Origin of the sequence: Rhodonellum psychrophilum GCM71 = DSM 17998, from assembly GCF_000381545.1 — a bacterium.
GTDB lineage: Bacteria > Bacteroidota > Bacteroidia > Cytophagales > Cyclobacteriaceae > Rhodonellum > Rhodonellum psychrophilum.
This window is the reverse complement of record NZ_KB906678.1, coordinates 209,962-229,254: the sequence shown is the minus strand read 5'-3', so window position 1 is coordinate 229,254 and position 19,293 is coordinate 209,962. Positions and strand designations below refer to the sequence as shown.

Genomic DNA, 19,293 nt, shown 5'->3' with positions numbered 1-19,293 from the left:
AATTTGTATTCCAAACTCTTGTTGAAATACCAAGCACAAATCTATTATAACGATTTGTTTCCAGTTGTCCAATTCAATTGTGAACAATGTTGTAGAATTACAGTTTTTGTTTGGGACGCCAAAAACAATTTTGCCCTAGGCATGTTGTGAGAAGCCAAAGAGTGATTGAAAATCAAAAGGATTTTCAAGTAAATTAATAACTATGATTCCGTAGCTCAGCTGGTAGAGCAATACACTTTTAATGTATGGGTCCTGGGTTCGAATCCCAGCGGGATCACACAAATGAAACGGATGGTTTCAATCACCTATTTCTCCAGATTTTAAAAATCTGGTAATTCATTCAAGTTCAAAAACAAAAAAGCCTTTGATTCGTCAAAGGCTTTTTTGTTTTGCTTTTTTTATTGATTTCATTCCCTCATTTACATTTTTAAATTTGTAATTCTTGATTACTTTCACTTTATTCAATTTTTGAATTTCGGAATAAAATACGAGTGACTGAACGCTAACAAATCCAACAATAAAAGATGAGTTCCCCAAAATCCGTTAACAACAAACTTAAATTCGCCATAGCGCTCACTTTTATTCTAATGCTGATTTTCGGAAAAAATTTTCTGGAGCGCAGGTATTTCAATGAACTTGGAGAAGCTTTTGTGTCCGTCTATGAGGACAGGTTGGTGGTAGAGAGCTATATTTTTTCCATTTCGGAAAATCTTTTTAGGATCAAATTGCTTGTAAATCATTGCCAACAGGAAAGTGATTACAGCAACGTCCTTGCCGAGATTGTGGCATACGAAGAAAACATTCTTAAAACTGTCGATACATTTGAAAAAACAAACCTCACTAAACCTGAGGATGAGTTTTTGACTAGTTTTAGAAGTATTATTGAAAATAACCTAAGAATATCTGATTATAATTTTTTGTATTCAGAAGAGACAGGAATCAACCAGAAAAAAGTGGAGGAATACAATTCCGCTATTGAAAGAGCAATTCTTGACTTGGAAAAGCTATCCCAAATCCAAATTGAAGAAGGAAGGAAATTGGCGATGAATTCATCCAAAGTTGTAAATAAATCGAGGATATGGGCTCAATTTGAAGTGGCTGCTTTGGTTATTCTTTTGATCTTGATCTACCTTCTCATCTATACCACCCGTAAAATCAAGTCCGCCATAGAGGATGAGGAAGAGGAATATTAAGATTTTTAAGGAAGCTGTGAGAAGGTCGCCATTTCGGCCCTAGATATAATAGTCCAGTTGGAATCACCAATGTGTCTCAAAAAGCTTGAGTTTTCCCGACTTCAAGCCCGGGAATGACTGAGAATCCTTAATCAGGAAGAAAAGCTTAGAGTCAGATTTCTAATTTAAAATCCCGCTGACCAAAGTGGCCTTTTGTTCCTTTCCATATGCATGGAGAATAGGGGTTTTTGGACCAAGTATGTCAGCGGGATCTTTGTATCTAAAGAATTCTAGAAAACGAGCGCTTTCATATAATTTGCATTTTTTTCAGCAGCTTCCATTGGATTTGTTCCCTCAAATCGTTCTTGTTCCACGATGAAATATTTCATTCCATTGTCCATGCCTTTTCTCAGGATGTTTGAAAAATCCAAGGTTCCAGTGCCGATGAGCGTGGATCCGTTTGGTGCTGTTAGATCAATACTTCCGTCTTTGTCCTTTACATGTCCCAGAGTAAACCGGTTTGGGTATTTTTGTAAGTACTGGATGGGGTCATAGCCGGCAGTCTTAACCCAATAAATATCCATTTCAAAATCCACCAATTCAGGGTCTGTGTTTTCCAGTAAATAATCCTGAGGAACCTGCCCTTCAAGATCCATAAAGGTGTAGCCATGATTATGGTAAGCGAATCTCAACCCATTGTCCTTGCAGACTTGGCCTATTCTGTTAAAGTCATCCGCGAATTTCTTGAAATCATCCATCTTTTTCTGCGGACCGATGTAGGGACAGATGAGGTACTTCATGCCGATGGCACCAGCTTCTGCGGCTTGTTTTTCCAGGTTTTCAAAGGTGTTCGCATGAGAAGCTATAAAATCCAAGCCAAGGGAATCGGTCATGCTCTTGAACTCGGTGTTTTTCATGCCCCAAAAGATTCCTTTTCCCCCATCGAATCCTTCGATCTGTTTGTATCCATATCCTGCGATGGATTTGATGGTTTCCACGGCATTCTCCGCCATGTTCTCTTTGACCGAATAGAGTTGAAGGCCGAATGCTGACAAGGTCCCCTTTGCCGCACCAATCGCCGGTGTTACTGCGGTGCCCTCATTTTCTTTTTTGGGGGTGCAAAATTGGAAAGGAAGGAAAGCTCCCACACCCAGGGCAGTGCTCAATTGAATGAATTTTCTTCTGTTTTTCATGTTGGGTTAAATTAAAAGAGACTGCTGGAAAAGCAGTCTCTTGATTTTTAAGTTAGCATTAGAGGGCATATGCGCGGTCACCTTTTTTGTAGTCGGCACATCCATCAAACCTGCCAGGCGCTTCCACGTAGCGAAGTTGTTGGGTGGCGCCAATTTCAGAGGTGAAATAACCCAAGATCGTCAGGTCTTTCAACATCCCAATCACTTTTGGCTCATTGTCCTCACTGGTCATCGCTTTTTGGTTAAGCTCATTCAGGTATGCAGTTCTTTCTTCCTGAGTGGCTTCCATGAATTTACTCCCGTTTACTTTTTTGAAGTCGGTTTTGATCATGTTCAATCCAGAGACGAAGGATTCCTGTTGTTCACCGCTGTAGGTTTCTTTTACCATCATCACCATGAATTGACCGATACCAACAGCTTTGGCTCCTGGAGTATCTGTTGCGGGAATGATGGCTTCTCCGACCTCATCCAGGAACGATATGTCCTCTGGGGAGAATTCAAGGCCTACGATTTGATTCTCAGGGGAGCAGCCTGTCAAAAGGACATTTGCACCGACCATCGTTCCGCCCATCATCAAGACAAAGCTTTTCAATGCATCTCTTCTATTCATTGCCATAATAAATTCCTTTTAAGATTATAAATTGCCTTTTTTCATTTCTTCCACAGCAAAGCTTACTGCCCTTGCTGTCAAAGCCATATAAGTCAATGACGGATTCTGTGCTGCCGCAGAAGTCATTGCGGCACCATCTGTCACGAACACGTTCTTGGCGTCCCAAACCTGGTTGTTGCCATTCAACACAGAAGTTTTTGGATCCCTACCCATTCTGGCGGTTCCCATTTCATGGATTCCTTGACCAAAAGTGTAGCCGGCATCAAAGCCCTTCACATTTTTCATTCCAGCAGCTTCCAGCATTTCCACTGCATCGTTCATCATGTCCACACGCATTTTCTTTTCGTTGTCCTTGATTTCCGCATCCATTTCCAAGATGGATAAACCCCATTTGTCCTTTTCTGTAGCACTGAGTTTGATGGTGTTTTCATGGTAAGGTAGGATCTCACCAAATGCAGTTATGCCCATGCTCCAAGGTCCTGGCTCGCTGAGCGCCTCTTTCATAGGGGCTCCAAAGTTGATTTCTGCAACGTTTCTGCTCCATCCGCTTCTGCTGGCGCCACCTTGATAACCAAAACCTCTGATGTAGTCTCGGGGCTGCTCGCCTTCCACATTTCGGAATCTTGGAATGTAGATCCCGTTTGGCCTTCTGCCAAAAAGATATTTATCCTCATAACCTTCCATGGTTCCGTTGGCTCCCAATCTGAAATGGTGATCCATTACATTGTGGCCCAATTCTCCGGAACTACTTCCCAAACCTTCTGGCCAGATGTCTGTGGCAGTCCGCATGAGGATGGCAGTGGAGTTAAAAGCGGAAGCGCAAAGGAATACGATTTTTGCATCGTACTCTACGGTCTGGTTGGTTTCTGAATCCAAAACCTCAACTCCCGTAGCTTTTTTGCTGTCTTTGTCATAGATCAATCTGGTGACAATGGACATTGGTCTTAAAGTCAGATTGCCCGTTTTCATCGCTGCAGGAAGCGTAGAGGATTGGGTGCTGAAATATCCCCCAAATGGGCAGCCTAACCAGCATTTGTTTCTGTATTGACATTGAACCCTTCCTTCCAGGGGTTGGGTCAAATTGGCAACCCTACCGATGGTCATCAGTCTGGCACCTTTGTAATAGTTTTTGATTCTTTCGGCTACATCCTTTTCTACACAGTTCAAGTCCATTGGCGGTTGGAATTCTCCGTCTGGAAGAAGGGCTAGGCCATCCTTGTTTCCGGAAATACCTGCAAATTTCTCCACGTAACTGTACCAGGGAGCCAAATCCTTATATCTCACAGGCCAATCTACGGCAATTCCCTCCTTCAAATTGGCATTGAAGTCAATGTCTGACAAGCGATAGCTTTGGCGTCCCCAAAGCAGGGATCTTCCACCGACTTGGTATCCTCTAAACCAAGTGAATGGCTTTTTTTCAATGTAGGGGGAGTCTGATTCGTGTGCCCACCAGTCCAGATTCAGTTCATTCAAAACATAATCCCTTTTCAGATTGGGATGATTTTCTATCATTTCCACTGTCCTTCTGCCTCTGTGGGGGATTTCCCAAGGGGGAGTGGTGGCTGTCTTGTAATCTTTGACATGCTCCACGTTTGGTCCTCTTTCCAACAATAAGACCTTGAGTCCTTTTTCCGTCAATTCTTTTGCCGCCCAACCTCCACTGATTCCGGAACCGACAACGATTGCATCATACGATTGATTTGCCATAATTATATGTTTGTCTACTTCAAATTAATTTTTATGTTGTTTTAAGAAGGATTTCATTTCTCCATGAAGTCCCATTTGCTGTTTCTGTTGGGAAAGGGTAGGTAAATTATTTCCTTTTTCTCCAAAATCCAAATAGATTTGGATGGAATGACTTAGAGGTGAAAGAAACTTTGGATTTCCTTTTGTCATAGTCAAAGAGGTTTGATTTTTTTGGGATCTTTTTTCAATCCATTCAATCATCCCACGCCTTTTTCTTTAAATGGAGGAACGATCTTGTTTTCCCGGAATAGAAAGAAGAAAAACAGAACGGCCAATACTGCAATGCCAGAAGGAATCATCCAAATCGATTTCCAATCATGAAGTCCATCAACGCCCAGGTATAAGTCAGAAACCTCTCCGGCAATGGCAAAACCAATCAGCATACCCACTCCGTATGTAGCAAGTGTGATCAGCCCTTGGGCCGATGACCTGAATTGAACTCCTGCTTTTGAGTTGGTGTAAATTTGTCCTGCCACAAAGAAAAAATCGTAGCAAAGGCCATGAAGGGCAATCCCGATGATGAGTAAGAACAAGCCTCCTTCTGCATCTCCGATGGCAAACAATGCATAGCGGATTACCCAAGCAATCATGCCTGCCAACAGTGTCTTTTTAAAGCCAAAGCGGCTAAAAAACAAGGGAAGCAGAAGAAGGAACAAAGCCTCTGATATTTGACCGATTGTCATCTTGCCTGTTGGATCGGAAACACCAATCTCGGCAAGGAAAGGATTTGCATTTTGGTAATAGAATGCCAGAGGAATACAGATCAGTATGGATGACACAAAGAATACAGCAAAATTCCTGTCTTTCAGCATTTTTAAGGCATCCAGTCCCAAAAGGGTGGAAAGAGAAACTTTCTCCCCTTTTTTTGCTTTTGGAGGGGTGTTTGGCAGGGAAAAGCTAAACAAGCCCAGCACCAAAGACGCTATGGAAGCCATCAAAAAGGTGTTTTTGAGCATTCCAGAGGCCATGTTGTCAGCACTGTCCCAATAAAAAAGGTAGCTTATCGCCAAACCGGCGGTGATCCAACCAATCGTTCCCCAAACCCGGATTGGAGAAAATTCCTTTTCCGGATCCTTCATCTGGTTGAAAGAGACAGAATTGACCAATGCCAAAGTGGGCATGTACAAAACCATGTAAGTGAACACAAGGGGATAGAAGCTGCCAAAATCAGTGGATTGGTACATCAGATACATGAGTACTGCACCGGATAAATGGAGCAAGCCGAGTATTTTTTCCGCATTGAAATAGCGGTCTGCAATCAAACCTATAATAAAAGGAGCGATGATGGCACCAAAGGATTGGGTCGAGAATGCAGCTCCTGTTTGTGATCCAGTGGCTTGTAAATTGGTTCCTAAAAAAGTCCCTAAAGTAACGAACCAAGCCCCCCAGATAAAAAATTCAAGAAACATCATTAGGGAAAGACGGAATTTGATTCCAAAATTCATTCAAGCAGTTGGTTATAGGGTTAAAATAGGTTTTGAGGTAATCAGAAAGCCAAACTAATTGATTTTAAATTCAATATTAAAGGTTTTTCTATTAAATTTATTTTTTGCAAAATCGCCTGCCAAAACATGCCAAAATATCGCTAGGGTCTTTACCGCTCATAACTGAATACCGCAGTAGGTAAAGTAATCTATTTCGTTTTACAGGGAAATCAAACGATAAATTATCTTTCAGGAAATTTAAGGCGAAATAATAGACTTTTAAACCATTATACCGACAATAAAAATGACAATACACAAAAAACTCAAAATGGGAATGGTGGGAGGAGGTCCGGGATCTTTTATAGGAGCCATCCACAGGAGTGCTTCCCAGATGGATGGGCTTATTGAGCTGTGTGCTGGAGCTTTTAGCAGTTCACCCGAAAAATCCCGACAAAGCGGAGAGGAATTGATGCTGGACCCTTCCAGGGTTTATTCTTCTTACGATGAAATGTTCGAAAAGGAACTGGCTCTTCCTGAATCCGAACGGATAGATATCGTGAGTATCGTGACACCTAACAATGTCCATTTTGATCCCACCAAGAAAGCGTTGGAAAAAGGCTTTCATGTTGTACTGGACAAACCCATGACACTGAATTATGAGGAGGCAATGGAGTTGCATCAAATCATCAAATCCAGTGATAAGCTTTTTTGCCTTACACACACGTATACAGGGTATCCGATGATCAAGCAGGCCAAGCAAATGGTGGCCGATGGAGCGATTGGTGAAATCAGAAAAGTGTACGTAGAGTACCCCCAGGGTTGGTTGTGGAAACTCCTGGAACACGAAGACAACAAACAGGCGGAATGGAGAACTGATCCTTTGAGGAATGGCAAAGCCGGATGCTTTGGAGATATCGGGACCCATGCTTTCAATTTGGCAGAGTACGTGTCCGGGTTGAAAGTGGCCAAAATCTGTGCAGACCTTTCCATTAAGATTCCAGGGAGAATGATCGATGATGACGGAGCCATCCTAATGCGTTTTGAAAATGATGCGTCGGGGATTTTGACCGCTTCACAAGTAGACACGGGGGTGGAGAACAATCTTAAAATTAGGATTTATGGCGACAAAGGGGGCTTGGAATGGCAACAGGAGGATTGTAACTCCCTGATCGCAAGATGGCCGAATCAGCCCAGCCAGATTTTTAGGGCGGGAACAGGCTATCTCACGGCTCTTGCGAATGAAAACATCAGGACTCCAGCTGGACATCCGGAAGGATACATGGAAGCATTTGCCAATATTTACAGGAATTTTGCAAGATGCATTTATGCATTGGAAAAAGGGGAGGAGCCAAAACCAGAATGGAAGGATTTTCCTGGAGCAGAGGATGGAATCAGAGGGATGGCATTCATTGACCATGTCTTGGCATCAAATGTGTCGGAAATGAAATGGACACCCTTGGTGGTGAAATACTGAGACCGAAATTCTATTGAATCCGGGAGGCTCTCAATCAAATAAACATGAAAAAGAAATTCAAATAATAAACCAAATCAACCTATGAAAACCATTAAAGGACCAGCGATATTTTTGGCCCAGTTTGCAGATGACAAAGCACCTTTCAACAGCCTAAAAAGTATTTGCGAGTGGATGGCAGAAATCGGCTATTACGGCGTACAAATCCCCTCTTGGGATGGACGCCTGATCGATCTTCAAAAAGCGGCCGAGAGTCAAACTTATGCAGATGAAATCAAGGGGATAGTAAACGAAGCGGGACTGGAAATCACAGAGCTTTCCACTCACTTACAAGGCCAATTGGTAGCGGTTCATCCTGCTTACAATGAACTGTTTGATGGATTTGCGCCTGCATCACTCAAAGGAGATATCAAAGGCAAGTCCGAATGGGCCACCCAACAACTGAAGTATGCCGCAAAAGCCTCTTCCAACCTAGGATTGACTGCCCACGCGACGTTCAGTGGCGCTTTGATGTGGCAGACGGTCTATCCATGGCCTCAGCGACCTGCTGGATTGGTGGAGACTGGATTTAAAGAATTGGCCAGAAGATGGTTGCCCATTTTGGATACTTTTGAGGACAATGGAGTTGATTTATGTTACGAACTTCATCCAGGAGAAGATTTGCACGATGGCATTACCTTTGAAATGTTTCTGGAGAAAGTCAACAACCATAAAAGAGCGAATATTCTATATGATCCAAGCCATTTCATCCTTCAGTGCCTTGACTATCTCCAATTCATTGACTTATACCATGAAAGGATAAAAATGTTCCATGTAAAAGATGCGGAATTCAACCCCACAGGCAAACAAGGTGTTTACGGAGGCTATCAAAATTGGATAGACCGAGCCGGAAGATTCCGATCCTTAGGTGATGGTCAAGTTGATTTTAGTGGTATCTTTAGCAAACTTTCTCAGTACGATTATGACGGTTGGGCAGTGCTGGAGTGGGAATGTGCGATCAAGCATCCAGAACAGGGAGCAATAGAAGGTGCCCAGTTTATTTCCGACCATATCATCAGGGTAACGGAAAAAGCATTTGACGATTTCGCTTCCGCAGGATCAGATGAGGCTTTCAACAAAAAAATATTAGGAATTTAAACCATCAAACATAAACGAACAACACAAATGAAATTATTAAAAACCTTATCCATCGGCGTAATCGCTTTGTCTGCTTTGACCTATTCCTGCGGTGGCGGTACGGAAAAAACTTCCGAAACCACTGTCTCTACCCCAGCAGCGGCCCCAGCCAAAGTTAGTTTGGAAGACAAACACAAGGATAATCCCATTTATATCAAGGGATTGGCCAAACTTAAAGAATCAGATTGTCTAAGCTGTCACATGGTGGAGCGAAAAATCGTTGGGCCATCTTATGCTGAAGTTGCAGCAAAATATGAGAATACAGAAGAGAATGTGAAAATGTTGGCTGGAACTGTGATCAATGGGAATGTTGGCAACTGGGGTGAAGTGCCTATGCCTGCCCATCCGGCCTTAAGTCAAGAAGATGCGGAAGACATGATCCGTTATGTTTTATTGTTGAAATAAACCAAAATGTACAAACCTTTATATACAATCCTAACCGCATCGGTACTTGCATTTTCTTGCGGAGGCAATCAACAGGAAATCGTGGTCGATGACTCTGAATTTGAAGTTGTGGAAAGTGAATGGATCAGTTTGTTTGATGGTTCGACATTAAACGGTTGGGCCAAATATGGTGGAGGGGAAGTAGGAAAAGCTTGGAAAGTCCAAGATGGATCCATTTACCTCGATGCTACCAACAAAGCGGATTGGCAAACCGGAGACGGTGGAGATATTGTAACGACGGAAGAATTTGACAATTTTCACCTGAAATATGAGTGGAGAATAGCGCCAAATGGAAACAGTGGTTTGATCTTTTTTGTCCATGAAGCCCCTGAGTTCAGTTATCCTTGGCAGACCGGTTTGGAGATGCAAGTCTTGGACAATGATGGTCATCCTGACGCCAAAATCCCTACCCACCGTGCGGGAGATCTTTATGATCTGATCGAATCCAGTGAAGAGACGGTAAAACCTGTTGGTGAATGGAACTTGGCTGAAATCATTGCAGATAATGGAGAATTAGAACTGTATCTAAACGGAGTGATGGTTGTTTCCACCACGATGTGGACTCCGGAATGGGAGGCATTGGTAGCCAAAAGCAAGTTTAAGGACATGCCTGGATTCAGTAAATTCAAAAAGGGTAAAATTTCTTTGCAAGATCATGGTGACGAAGTTTGGTTCAGAAACATAGAAATCAAAAAACTTTAAAAGTACAATAAAGTGAATAGGAGGTAAGTCAGGTTTTGTAAAAAAACCTTTCAATACCGACCAAACCAAAAAAAACACCAAAAGCCATCGGTTTTTGGTGTTTTTTTGGTTTGGGGTGTTGCTCAAACCGAGAAATGAACGTTAATCATAGCGGTTTTTAAAATTCACATCATTTTTATATCCTGAGATTCAGGTTTTGCCAAATGTCACCAATGGAAAAAAAACAGTCGTTTTGTCGTGTTTTTTTATTTCTATTAAGTTTGAAAAATGCAAATAAATATTGTAATTAGAATTGAAAATTGAGATGATCCTTCAATCCATGCGATGATTTAGGACAAAGTTATTGCAGACTTGTTTTCTGTTTGATAAGGAATGTTTTTACCTGACATAATGGATATTGGTTTTTTGAAGGGTCTTTTTGATTTGATTTTTGTGTTCGGATTTATTTAAACTAAAAACTATGCGAAAAATCTACAAATTTCCATTGATTCTGGCGTTGCTGATGATCGTTTCCGGAGTCTCCATGGCGCAGTACACCGTGACCGGTGTGGTGAAAGATGATCGGCGGGGAGAGCCCCTGCTTGGTGCCAACATCCTTGTGAGAAACACGACCAGGGGAACCATTACTGATTTAGAGGGCAGATTTACCATCAGCTTCGACAACAATCAGTCTGCAGTATTGGTGATTTCCTCTTTGGGCTTCCTTAGCCAGACTTTTGCGGTAAGTCCAAGCAATAACAATCTTCAGGTGAGTCTAATCGAAGATGCGACCAGCCTGGAAGAGGTAGTGATCACCGGTTTGGCCTCCTCTGTGAAAAGGTCCAACTTGGCAAACGCCGTTTCTTCCGTGTCCTCAAAAGACCTGATGGGAACGACAACTGTTCAGACCACCGATGGAGCACTGTACGGAAAAGTGGCCGGTGCTACGATCCGGTCAAATGGAGGTGCACCCGGAGGAGGAATTTCCATCCAATTGAGAGGAATTTCCAGCTTGTCGGGGGCATCGCAGCCACTGATCATTCTAGATGGGGTTTATATCAACAACTCTTTTCAAAGAAGTGGAAGAGCAACGGTTTCCGGAGCGGGTGGGGCAAATCAAGATGATGGTGCCAACAGGCTTGCCGATTTGAATCCATCGGATATTGAATCCATAGAGGTATTGAAAGGACCCTCGGCAGCAGCGATTTATGGGACCCGGGCCAATGCAGGGGTAATCATCATTACCACCAAAAGAGGCGCCGAAGGGAAAACAAAAGTCTCCTTCTCCCAGGATATTGGATTTGCACAACCCCTTAGACTATTGGGAGTAGATGACTGGAGTGAGGAGAAAATAAATTTCTTTTTTCCGGAAGCCAGAAGACCTGTGGAATTGGAAAGATTCAGACAAGGGACAAAGATTGATTATGAGGATTATTTCTACAACAACACAGCGCTGCTTTCCAATTCAAGGATTACGATCTCTGGAGGTACTGATAAAACCAAATTCTTTGTTTCCGGAAATATCAATACAGAGGATGGAACGGTGAGAAAAACAGGCTTTGACCGCTACTCCATCAGAACCAACATTGACCATAAAATCTCGGACAAGATCAAATTGGGGGTTTCCTCCAATTATATCAAATCCAATACAGATAGGGGATTCACGGGTAATCAAAACAATTCGGGAGCAAGTATCGGTTACAGCATCGCCTACGTCCCCAATTATTTTGACTTGAGACCCGATGCAAATGGGATATATCCAGTCAATCCCTATTTTTCGGAAAACCCCATTGCGGTCACCGACAATGCCGTCAACAATTCAGAAGTCAACAGATTTATCCAAGCTTTCAACTTGGATATCGATTTGTTGAAAACCAATACCAGTTTTTTGAAGGCATCATTTGCCGGAGGATTGGATTTTCTGCAGAATTCCACCTTGGTGTATTTACCGGAATTTCTCCAATTCCAAAGGGGGCAGGCCAATCCAGGAGATGCTTTTTGGGGAAAGCAGGAAAGTTTCAACACGAATTTTCAGGCAGCTTTGGTTTACAATTGGAATCTGGGAAAAGTGAACATGAACTCTCAGGCAGGCCTGGTTAGATTGGATTTCAAAAACAGCTCTCTTTTCACTAGAGGGCGTGGGCTTACCCCGGGTCAAAGAAATTTGCAGCAGGCCACAGTTCAGGAAATCAACGAACAGTTCAACAGCGAAATACAAGAAGCAGGCGTCTTTTTGCAACAGGAAGCCAATTTTGATGATAAAATCATAGGTACCGTTGGGATCCGTTGGGATAAATCTACCTTAAATGGCAATCCAAATGAGTTTTATGCTTTTCCAAGGGCATCATTGGCTGTAAACATCGCCAATTTTGATTTTTGGAATTCGACAGTGGTCAATCAGCTGAAGCCAAGGATTGCCTATGGTGAGACAGCGGGTCCGGTTGCTTTTGGAAGCACTTTTACGCCACTTGGAGGAGCCAATATTGGAGGATTGCTGGGTTCTGTTGTTTCCACGCAAATAGGGAATACCCAAATAAGACCAGAAACAGCCAAAGAACTTGAATTTGGAGTGGATGTAGGGTTTTTCAGGAACAGGGTTTCCTTAGAAGCTACCTATTACATCAAGACCACCCAAAACAATATCCAAAGCCTTAACCTTGCCCCTTCCACCGGAGTGAACACAACGCCCAGCAATGAAGCGGAACTGGAGAATAAGGGTTTTGAATTTGGCCTTTCAGGAAATGTGATCGACAAGTCCAACTTTAGGTGGTTTTCCAGGGTTTTGTACTGGCAAAACAGAGTAAATTTGACAAGGTTGGGGATTCCGACTTACATTGCCGGTGCATTCGGATCGGGATTGGGTACTTTTTTATATGCACAGGGATATGCGCCGACCACTATCGTTGGTTCTCCAGCTGACCCCAGCAATCCAGGAGGTTTTACCTTCTGGGGCAATGCCCAGCCTAAATTCAACCTCTCCTTTTACAATACCGTCAGCATCGCCAGAAATCTGGAACTCTCCTTCCTTTTGGATTGGAGGCAAGGCGGTGACAATATTAACTTGACTTCTTTTCTGACCGATGGAGGTGGTACGACCAATGGATGGTTCGATGACGATGATGGAGACGGGATTCCAAATGGCAGACAAAGGCCTCCGGCTCCATTCAACAATGCTGGTCGCTGGGTACAAGATGCCTCATTTATGAAAGTACGGGAAATAGGACTTTACTATACTATCCCAAAAACAGCCATTACCAATACATTTGGTAGCTCAGTTGAGAACATCAAAATAGGTGCATCAGCGAACAATGTTTTTCTGTTTACCAAGTATAAGGGATATGACCCAGAGACCTCCACTTTTGGTGCACAGTCCGTGGCAAACAACGTAGATATCGCACCCTACCCAACCCCTAGAAGAATCTTTTTTCATCTAACGGTTGATTTTTAATCACTTAAACCTGATAAGTCATGAAAAGAATAAATATAAATATAGCAATAGCGATACTGTTGGCTTCCGTCGTTTTGTCCTGTAACCCCTTGGATCTGGACCAAATCGATGACCCCAACAATCCTTCAGTATCCAGTGTGACTAACAATGCCTCCAAAGAGCAAATCCAGTTTTTGCTTACAGGATTGGAATCGAGGCACAGAGGATATGTGACCAATATTTCACAAGCTTGGAATACCTTTGGTCGAGAAACCTGGTATTTGAATGCCTCTGATCCTCGGTTTCAAACGGATTGGCTTGGACAAGCAGGAAGGGTGCCGGACAGATCCTATTTTGGTTTTGGGAATACGGGAGGTGGCTCTTGGGCAGCCCCGTACCAAGCCATCAAACAAGCGGATGTTTTGGTGACTTCCGCCGAAAATGCCAGTGTCCTCACAGATGCTGAACGACGGGCAGTATCCGGTTTTGCCAAAATGATCCAAGGTTTCCAATTTATGATACCTGCCAATTTTGTTTATCAAAATGGGATCAGGATAGATGTCAAGGACCCACTTAATCCCGGCCCATTTGTTGGTTATGAAGCAGCAATGGATCACGTGAAGAGTTTGTTGGACCAGGCAGATCAGGAGCTATCCAGCGCAGGGACTGGTAATTTCCCCTTTAGATTGACGCCAGGATTCAGTGGCTTTAACACAGTGGAGGGAATTAGGCAAGTCAACAAGGCAATCACCGCCCGCGCAAATGCTTATAGGGCAGATTGGCAGGGGGTTTTGACTGCCCTTGACGGGTCATTTATAAACTTGACTGGGAATTTAAACGCTGGACCGTCACATCCTTATAACGGGCCGCCAGATGCTTTCAATCCGCTTTTCTATGTCCCAAATGCAGCCATCAATACCATTGTTGTAGTGCATCCGTCCGTCCTGGATGATGCAACCCCGGGTGATTTGCGGGTTGCCAGGAAGTTCTTGCAGAGAACCACTGCGGTCACCATCACCACGGATGCCACACCTTTGGTGGGTACCCATCAGGACGCAAGGTGGGCCAGTAATACAACTCCGATACCCTTTATCAAAAACGAAGAGTTGATTTTGCTGAAAGCCGAAGCCCATGCGAATCTGAACCAAACCGCCCAGGCAGTGGAAGCAATCAATATTATCCGTAGTGCAGCTGGAATAGGGGTTTATTCGGGAAGTACTGCCCAGGCAGCACTGATAGATGAAATCCTGTACCAAAGAAGGTATTCCCTTTGGGCAGAACCTTGGGGCCATCGATGGATAGATGCTAGGCGGTATAACAAACTCAATGAAATCCCAACTTCTTATGATCAAGGCACCATATTCACCCAGTTTCCACATCCACAGGCGGAATTGAGTTGGGATCAATACGTTGGGAATTGATTTTAAATTGAAAGATTAGTCGCGATTGATTTTTTTACCGAGGCTTTCGAATGGGATTTCCCATTCGAAAGCCTCGGTTTTTTTTGCCTATTCGTGGGTCAAAATCATGGCCTCCAGTCTTGAATAGCATTTTTCTGACAAATGCTCCACTGGGTTTTCAGCCTTCAAAGAGGAAGGCAGGATAGGGGCGGAAAAGTAAATTTCGATCACTCCTGGGCGGAGCAATAAAGATCCTTTGGGCAGCAATTTGTCTGCCCCGATCACAGCCATTGGAAGGATGGGTGTTTGGGTGTCGATGGCCAAGCGGAAAGCACCTTTCTGAAAAGGCAGCAAGGTCTTATCGGTGTCATTTCGGGTTCCTTCCGGTGCCACGATGATGGAAATTCCTTGCTGAAGTATTTCCTGCATCTTTGTCAAAGATGCCTTTCTCGATTGGCTGTCTTTGCGGTCCACCCACACAGCGACCCTTGAGATGATCAGTCCAAAAATCGGAATCTTGGAGAGCTCTTTTTTTCCCAGTCCCCGAAGCTCCTGTTTGATGGCCATCGGGATGAGGGGCGCATCCAAAAATGAGCGGTGATTGAAGATGTAGATATAGGCTTGATTGAGATCAATGTGCGCTGTCCCAAAAGTGCGGAATCGAATGCCAATCAAAAATGACCAGAGGATGGCCCAAACCCTTAAGAAAAAAAAGGAGATTTTTCCTCCTCTGGGACTGATCAAAAGTGGAAGGACAATGAACAATCCGAAAACCAACATCAGCAATATAAACAGCAGGACGGCGTACAAAGTGTAAATGGACCTGATTATTTTCATTTTTGAATCTCTTTTGTTATTTTTGAGTAATTTAAATCAATTTACTCACTCTTTGCTTGCAAACAACCCCTGAAAGCGATTTCAGGGGTTTCGTTTTTTGAGGAGGTTGGGGTGGGAATGAGAATTTTTATATAGGTTTCCCTTTAAGATTCGTTTCAAGAGATAAAATAAAATGAACTGCAAATTAAAAATATTATATCTGATTAGGTAAAGCTAATAATCCTAAAATCTAAAAACATCTTTCTTTTTTTTAAAAATGTTGCGAATATTTTGCAGTTCGTTTTTTTTTATTTTTAGTGAACTAATTTATTTTTAACAATTAATAATTAATCTTATGAAAAAGTTCATTTTATCCACCACCTTAGGTTTTGCAATGGTGGTAATGTTGTTTTCTTCAGGGAATGTGCAAAGTCAAGCAGCTTTGCCTGAAGAAGGCTATGAACCAAAACTTGAACCGTGTAGCTATCCTGTAGTTGCTGTTACACTTTGGGTGGTAAAATGCAGGCCAATGGAATATGCATCATGTACAGTTTCTTCTCAAATTTCATGTGGGGAAGGTTTATTTTCTCAAAAATTGTAATATGAAAACAAATTTCTTTTGCATTATATTGTTCGTTTTTCTTAGTTGTACAAAAGAATTCGATAAAGAAAAAATTTCAATTAATTTGAACGATACCAAAGAGTTAAAGTATTCGGATATTTTTGAAAGTTTTGAGTATATTTTTCTCCAAATACCTGATAGTGTACCGCTTATAAATCCATCCAAATTAACAGCAAATGAATTTGGGGTTTTTGTTCAGGATAGAGAACTAAATAATCTATTAATATTTAATAGTTCGGGAAAATTTGAAAAGATAATTAAATCTTCCGGGCCTGGACCAGGTGAATTCTTAAATCTGGAAGATTTCCAAATACTCCAAGGTGAAATTTTAATATTGGACAATAATTTAAAGAAATTAATAAAGTTTGATTTGTTGGGAGCATTCAAAGAGGAAAATAAAATTGAATTTCACCCTTACAACATTCATCAATCAAGCAATCAACTTTTAATGTATTTTGCGAATAGACCTGAGTACGAGAACTTTTCTATTGTAGGAAAAAATAGAAATGATCTTTTAGGGATGAAAAAAGTACAAGAAGAGTTCATAGGGATTAATTATTCTTCAACTTCTGGTTTCATAAAAGATGATCTAAGTAAAAAGATTTTTTTGAAGCTTGACACATCTTACGAAGTTGTTGTATTTGATGAAACTGGGAATATCGAAAATGAGATTGAATTCGATTTTGGACGGTATAATTTTCCAAATCAAAAGAGAATGGAATTTGGACTTTCTCCTGAAAGATATACCTACCTTAGGGAGAACAATATGGTAGAAAATTTATTTTCATTTCTTCCTCTTAAGAATAATTTCTTGGCAACAATTGTTCAAATAGGATTAAAAACCAAATACATTCTTTTAGATGAAGACTTAAAAAGATATACCGTTATTTCAAAATTCATAAATGATTTTGATCATTTTGAAGGAGATTTTTCGCCAATTTCCCAATTCAATGGGAATATTATTTTATTCAAAGATTCAAGAAGTTTTCAAAAAGAGTATCTCAAAAGTTTTGGGGGAAAATCAATCAGTTCCAATATTTTTAATAAACCGGATGGAATTCATCAGTTTTATAAAATAAATGAACATGATTTTCAAAATGATAACTTTGTTGTAATTAAAGCTATTGTGAGAGAATGAACTGTTTTTTGATTTGCAAATAGCTGAATAAACTTATCACCCGTTATTCTCCTTTTCCAAAAATTCCCTACCTTTGCAATCCATTCGATTGAATGGGGTCTCTTTGGCTGACAGTCAGGGACTTTGTTATTTACTAAAAACCTCAACCCGATGATCCTAGGGTGGTTGAAAATCAGGATTGACTTACAATATGTCGAATAAAGAAGAATTTAACTGGGACAATTTTGCCACCAAAGGTTTTGGCGAAGGTTACTCCAAGGAAAAAAGAGCCGAAATGGAGGCCCTTTACACTGGAACCCTGAACGAAATCACAGAAAAGGAAGTCATCAAAGGTACCGTAGTAGGCATCAATGATAAGGACGTGATCATCAATATCGGTTTCAAATCCGATGGATTGGTGCCCGTAAGTGAATTCCGCGATCTTCCAGATCTGAAAATCGGAGATGTAGTGGATTTGTTCATCGAAGAACAAGAAAACTCTCTTGGCCAATTGGTCCTTTCCAGAAAGAAAGCCAGAATGGTTCGTGCATGGCAAGACATCGAAGATGCGCTTGAAAACGACAAGGTGATCGAAGGATTGGTGAAGAGAAGGACAAAAGGTGGATTGATCGTGGATATCTACGGTGTTGAAGCTTTCTTGCCAGGTTCTCAAATCGATGTGAAACCTATCAGGGATTTTGATATCTATGTAGGTAAGAAAATGGAAGTAAAAGTGGTTAAAATCAACCACGCTAACGATAACGTTGTCGTTTCTCATAAAATCCTCATCGAGAAGGATTTGGAGAAACAAAAAGCAGAAATCCTCAACAACCTAGAGAAAGGTCAGATTTTGGAAGGTGTGATCAAAAACATGACCAATTTCGGTGTATTCATCGACTTGGGTGGTGTAGATGGTCTACTTCACATTACAGATATCTCTTGGGGACGTATCAATCATCCGGAAGAAGTGCTTAACCTGGACGACAAAGTTCAGATCGTTGTGCTTGACTTTGATGATGACAAGAAAAGAATTTCTTTGGGCATGAAGCAATTGACTCCACATCCATGGGATTCTCTTTCTGCTAACCTTGAAATCGGTTCTAGAGTCAAAGGTAGGATTGTAAACGTAGCAGATTACGGTGCATTCCTTGAATTGGCTCCAGGTGTTGAAGGTTTGATCCACGTTTCTGAAATGAGCTGGTCTCAGCATTTGAGAAATCCAGCGGATTTCGTAAAAGTAAACGACGAGATCGAAGCAGTTGTCTTGACTTTGGACAAAGACGAAAGAAAAATGTCTTTGGGTATCAAACAATTGACTGAAGATCCTTGGACTAAAGGTGATATGGCTACTAAATACGCCGTAGGTACCAAGCACAAGGGAGTGGTAAGAAACTTGACCAACTTTGGTTTGTTCCTTGAATTGGAAGAAGGAATTGACGGATTGGTTCACGTATCTGATCTTTCTTGGACCAAGAAAATCAAACATCCATCTGAGTTTGTAAAAGTCGGTGATGAATTGAGTGTTGCGGTATTGGAACTTGACGTTGACAACAGAAGGTTGGCATTGGGTCACAAGCAATTGGAAGAAAATCCTTGGGATACTTTCGAAACCGTATTCCCAATCGGTTCTGACCACAAGTGTACCGTTGTTTCCAAAAATGACAAAGGTGCGGTTCTTGAATTGCCATACGGCTTGGAAGGATTCGCAACGATCAAAAACCTTGAAAAAGAAGACGGTTCTTCTGTAGAAGTTGGTGAATCATTGGATTTCAAAGTATCCGAATTCTCCAAAGAAGACAAGAGAATAGTACTTTCCCATACTGCTACTTTCAGAGAGGAAGCAAAAGCTCCAAAGAAAGCCAAGAAGAAAGAAGATGCTCCTTCATCCGCTGCTCCAGCTGAAAAATCCACCCTTGGTGATTTGGATGCTTTGGCAGAATTGAAAGAGAAAATGGAAGGCGGAAAGAAATAAGACACCAGGCGCGAGATGCGTG

Annotated in this window: 15 protein-coding genes and 1 tRNA gene; 11 read left to right on the top strand and 5 right to left on the bottom strand. The window is 41.9% G+C overall.

The window, feature by feature from the left end; all coding sequences use genetic code 11:
* The first annotated feature begins 204 nt into the window (after positions 1 to 204).
* A tRNA-Lys gene (locus F824_RS0111645) sits at positions 205 to 277 on the top strand.
* Positions 278 to 524: 247 nt separating this feature from the next.
* Positions 525 to 1,193 carry an MCP four helix bundle domain-containing protein gene (locus F824_RS0111635; RefSeq protein WP_026333662.1) on the top strand — a complete coding sequence of 223 codons (669 nt, stop codon included), beginning with the start codon at positions 525 to 527 and terminating at the stop codon, positions 1,191 to 1,193.
* 269 nt (positions 1,194 to 1,462) lie between these two features.
* Here the strand turns inward: F824_RS0111635 and F824_RS0111630 are convergent, their stop codons facing one another.
* The 4 genes from F824_RS0111630 to F824_RS0111610 form a co-directional block, all read right to left on the bottom strand.
* Complete coding sequence (locus F824_RS0111630) at positions 1,463 to 2,365, bottom strand: sugar phosphate isomerase/epimerase family protein (RefSeq protein ID WP_019598069.1); 903 nt, start codon at positions 2,363 to 2,365, stop codon at positions 1,463 to 1,465.
* A gap of 58 nt (positions 2,366 to 2,423) precedes the next feature.
* Positions 2,424 to 2,981 (bottom strand): gluconate 2-dehydrogenase subunit 3 family protein, encoded by a 558-nt coding sequence (locus F824_RS0111625; RefSeq protein WP_019598068.1) that lies wholly within the window; start codon positions 2,979 to 2,981, stop codon positions 2,424 to 2,426.
* An 18-nt stretch (positions 2,982 to 2,999) separates the two neighbouring features.
* A complete protein-coding gene (locus tag F824_RS0111620; protein WP_019598067.1) occupies positions 3,000 to 4,682 on the bottom strand; it encodes a GMC oxidoreductase in 1,683 nt (560 codons plus the stop codon).
* Between the two features lie 236 nt (positions 4,683 to 4,918).
* Complete coding sequence (locus tag F824_RS0111610) at positions 4,919 to 6,166, bottom strand: nucleoside permease (protein ID WP_019598065.1); 1,248 nt, start codon at positions 6,164 to 6,166, stop codon at positions 4,919 to 4,921.
* Positions 6,167 to 6,449: 283 nt separating this feature from the next.
* Between F824_RS0111610 and F824_RS0111605 the strand changes: the two genes are divergently transcribed.
* From F824_RS0111605 to F824_RS0111580, 6 genes are all read left to right on the top strand, one after another.
* Positions 6,450 to 7,619 carry a Gfo/Idh/MocA family protein gene (locus F824_RS0111605; protein WP_019598064.1) on the top strand — a complete coding sequence of 390 codons (1,170 nt, stop codon included), beginning with the start codon at positions 6,450 to 6,452 and terminating at the stop codon, positions 7,617 to 7,619.
* An 81-nt stretch (positions 7,620 to 7,700) separates the two neighbouring features.
* Positions 7,701 to 8,753, top strand: a complete 1,053-nt coding sequence (locus F824_RS0111600) for a sugar phosphate isomerase/epimerase family protein (RefSeq protein ID WP_019598063.1) — start codon at positions 7,701 to 7,703, stop codon at positions 8,751 to 8,753.
* A 27-nt stretch (positions 8,754 to 8,780) separates the two neighbouring features.
* Positions 8,781 to 9,197, top strand: coding sequence for a c-type cytochrome (locus tag F824_RS0111595; protein ID WP_019598062.1), 417 nt, complete (start codon positions 8,781 to 8,783; stop codon positions 9,195 to 9,197).
* A gap of 6 nt (positions 9,198 to 9,203) precedes the next feature.
* Positions 9,204 to 9,938 carry a 3-keto-disaccharide hydrolase gene (locus tag F824_RS0111590; protein ID WP_019598061.1) on the top strand — a complete coding sequence of 245 codons (735 nt, stop codon included), beginning with the start codon at positions 9,204 to 9,206 and terminating at the stop codon, positions 9,936 to 9,938.
* Between the two features lie 460 nt (positions 9,939 to 10,398).
* Positions 10,399 to 13,365: a SusC/RagA family TonB-linked outer membrane protein gene (locus F824_RS0111585; RefSeq protein ID WP_019598060.1), complete on the top strand. Its 2,967-nt coding sequence runs from the start codon at positions 10,399 to 10,401 to the stop codon at positions 13,363 to 13,365.
* A gap of 20 nt (positions 13,366 to 13,385) precedes the next feature.
* Complete coding sequence (locus tag F824_RS0111580; protein ID WP_019598059.1) at positions 13,386 to 14,765, top strand: RagB/SusD family nutrient uptake outer membrane protein; 1,380 nt, start codon at positions 13,386 to 13,388, stop codon at positions 14,763 to 14,765.
* Between the two features lie 87 nt (positions 14,766 to 14,852).
* On the opposite strand, the gene F824_RS0111575 is transcribed toward F824_RS0111580, so the two are convergent.
* On the bottom strand, positions 14,853 to 15,581 hold the full coding sequence (locus tag F824_RS0111575) for a lysophospholipid acyltransferase family protein (RefSeq protein WP_019598058.1): 729 nt from the start codon (positions 15,579 to 15,581) through the stop codon (positions 14,853 to 14,855).
* Positions 15,582 to 15,915: 334 nt separating this feature from the next.
* On the opposite strand from F824_RS0111575, the gene F824_RS27715 reads away from it, so the two are divergent.
* From F824_RS27715 to rpsA, 3 genes are all read left to right on the top strand, one after another.
* Positions 15,916 to 16,161: a hypothetical protein gene (locus F824_RS27715; RefSeq protein WP_019598057.1), complete on the top strand. Its 246-nt coding sequence runs from the start codon at positions 15,916 to 15,918 to the stop codon at positions 16,159 to 16,161.
* A 1-nt stretch (position 16,162) separates the two neighbouring features.
* A complete protein-coding gene (locus F824_RS0111565; RefSeq protein ID WP_019598056.1) occupies positions 16,163 to 17,320 on the top strand; it encodes a 6-bladed beta-propeller in 1,158 nt (385 codons plus the stop codon).
* Between the two features lie 190 nt (positions 17,321 to 17,510).
* Positions 17,511 to 19,271: a 30S ribosomal protein S1 gene (gene rpsA, locus F824_RS0111560; protein ID WP_019598055.1), complete on the top strand. Its 1,761-nt coding sequence runs from the start codon at positions 17,511 to 17,513 to the stop codon at positions 19,269 to 19,271.
* The last annotated feature ends 22 nt before the right edge of the window (positions 19,272 to 19,293 follow it).

Excerpts from the sequence above, each read along its gene's own strand:
- F824_RS0111635 (WP_026333662.1), top strand. The coding sequence starts at position 525 with ATGAGTTCCCCAAAATCCGTTAACAACAAACTTAAATTCGCCATAGCG.
- F824_RS0111630 (WP_019598069.1), bottom strand. The coding sequence starts at position 2,365 with ATGAAAAACAGAAGAAAATTCATTCAATTGAGCACTGCCCTGGGTGTG.
- F824_RS0111625 (WP_019598068.1), bottom strand. The coding sequence starts at position 2,981 with ATGGCAATGAATAGAAGAGATGCATTGAAAAGCTTTGTCTTGATGATG.
- F824_RS0111620 (WP_019598067.1), bottom strand. The coding sequence starts at position 4,682 with ATGGCAAATCAATCGTATGATGCAATCGTTGTCGGTTCCGGAATCAGT.
- F824_RS0111610 (WP_019598065.1), bottom strand. The coding sequence starts at position 6,166 with ATGAATTTTGGAATCAAATTCCGTCTTTCCCTAATGATGTTTCTTGAA.
- F824_RS0111605 (WP_019598064.1), top strand. The coding sequence starts at position 6,450 with ATGACAATACACAAAAAACTCAAAATGGGAATGGTGGGAGGAGGTCCG.
- F824_RS0111600 (WP_019598063.1), top strand. The coding sequence starts at position 7,701 with ATGAAAACCATTAAAGGACCAGCGATATTTTTGGCCCAGTTTGCAGAT.
- F824_RS0111595 (WP_019598062.1), top strand. The coding sequence starts at position 8,781 with ATGAAATTATTAAAAACCTTATCCATCGGCGTAATCGCTTTGTCTGCT.
- F824_RS0111590 (WP_019598061.1), top strand. The coding sequence starts at position 9,204 with ATGTACAAACCTTTATATACAATCCTAACCGCATCGGTACTTGCATTT.
- F824_RS0111585 (WP_019598060.1), top strand. The coding sequence starts at position 10,399 with ATGCGAAAAATCTACAAATTTCCATTGATTCTGGCGTTGCTGATGATC.
- F824_RS0111580 (WP_019598059.1), top strand. The coding sequence starts at position 13,386 with ATGAAAAGAATAAATATAAATATAGCAATAGCGATACTGTTGGCTTCC.
- F824_RS0111575 (WP_019598058.1), bottom strand. The coding sequence starts at position 15,581 with ATGAAAATAATCAGGTCCATTTACACTTTGTACGCCGTCCTGCTGTTT.
- F824_RS27715 (WP_019598057.1), top strand. The coding sequence starts at position 15,916 with ATGAAAAAGTTCATTTTATCCACCACCTTAGGTTTTGCAATGGTGGTA.
- F824_RS0111565 (WP_019598056.1), top strand. The coding sequence starts at position 16,163 with ATGAAAACAAATTTCTTTTGCATTATATTGTTCGTTTTTCTTAGTTGT.
- rpsA (WP_019598055.1), top strand. The coding sequence starts at position 17,511 with ATGTCGAATAAAGAAGAATTTAACTGGGACAATTTTGCCACCAAAGGT.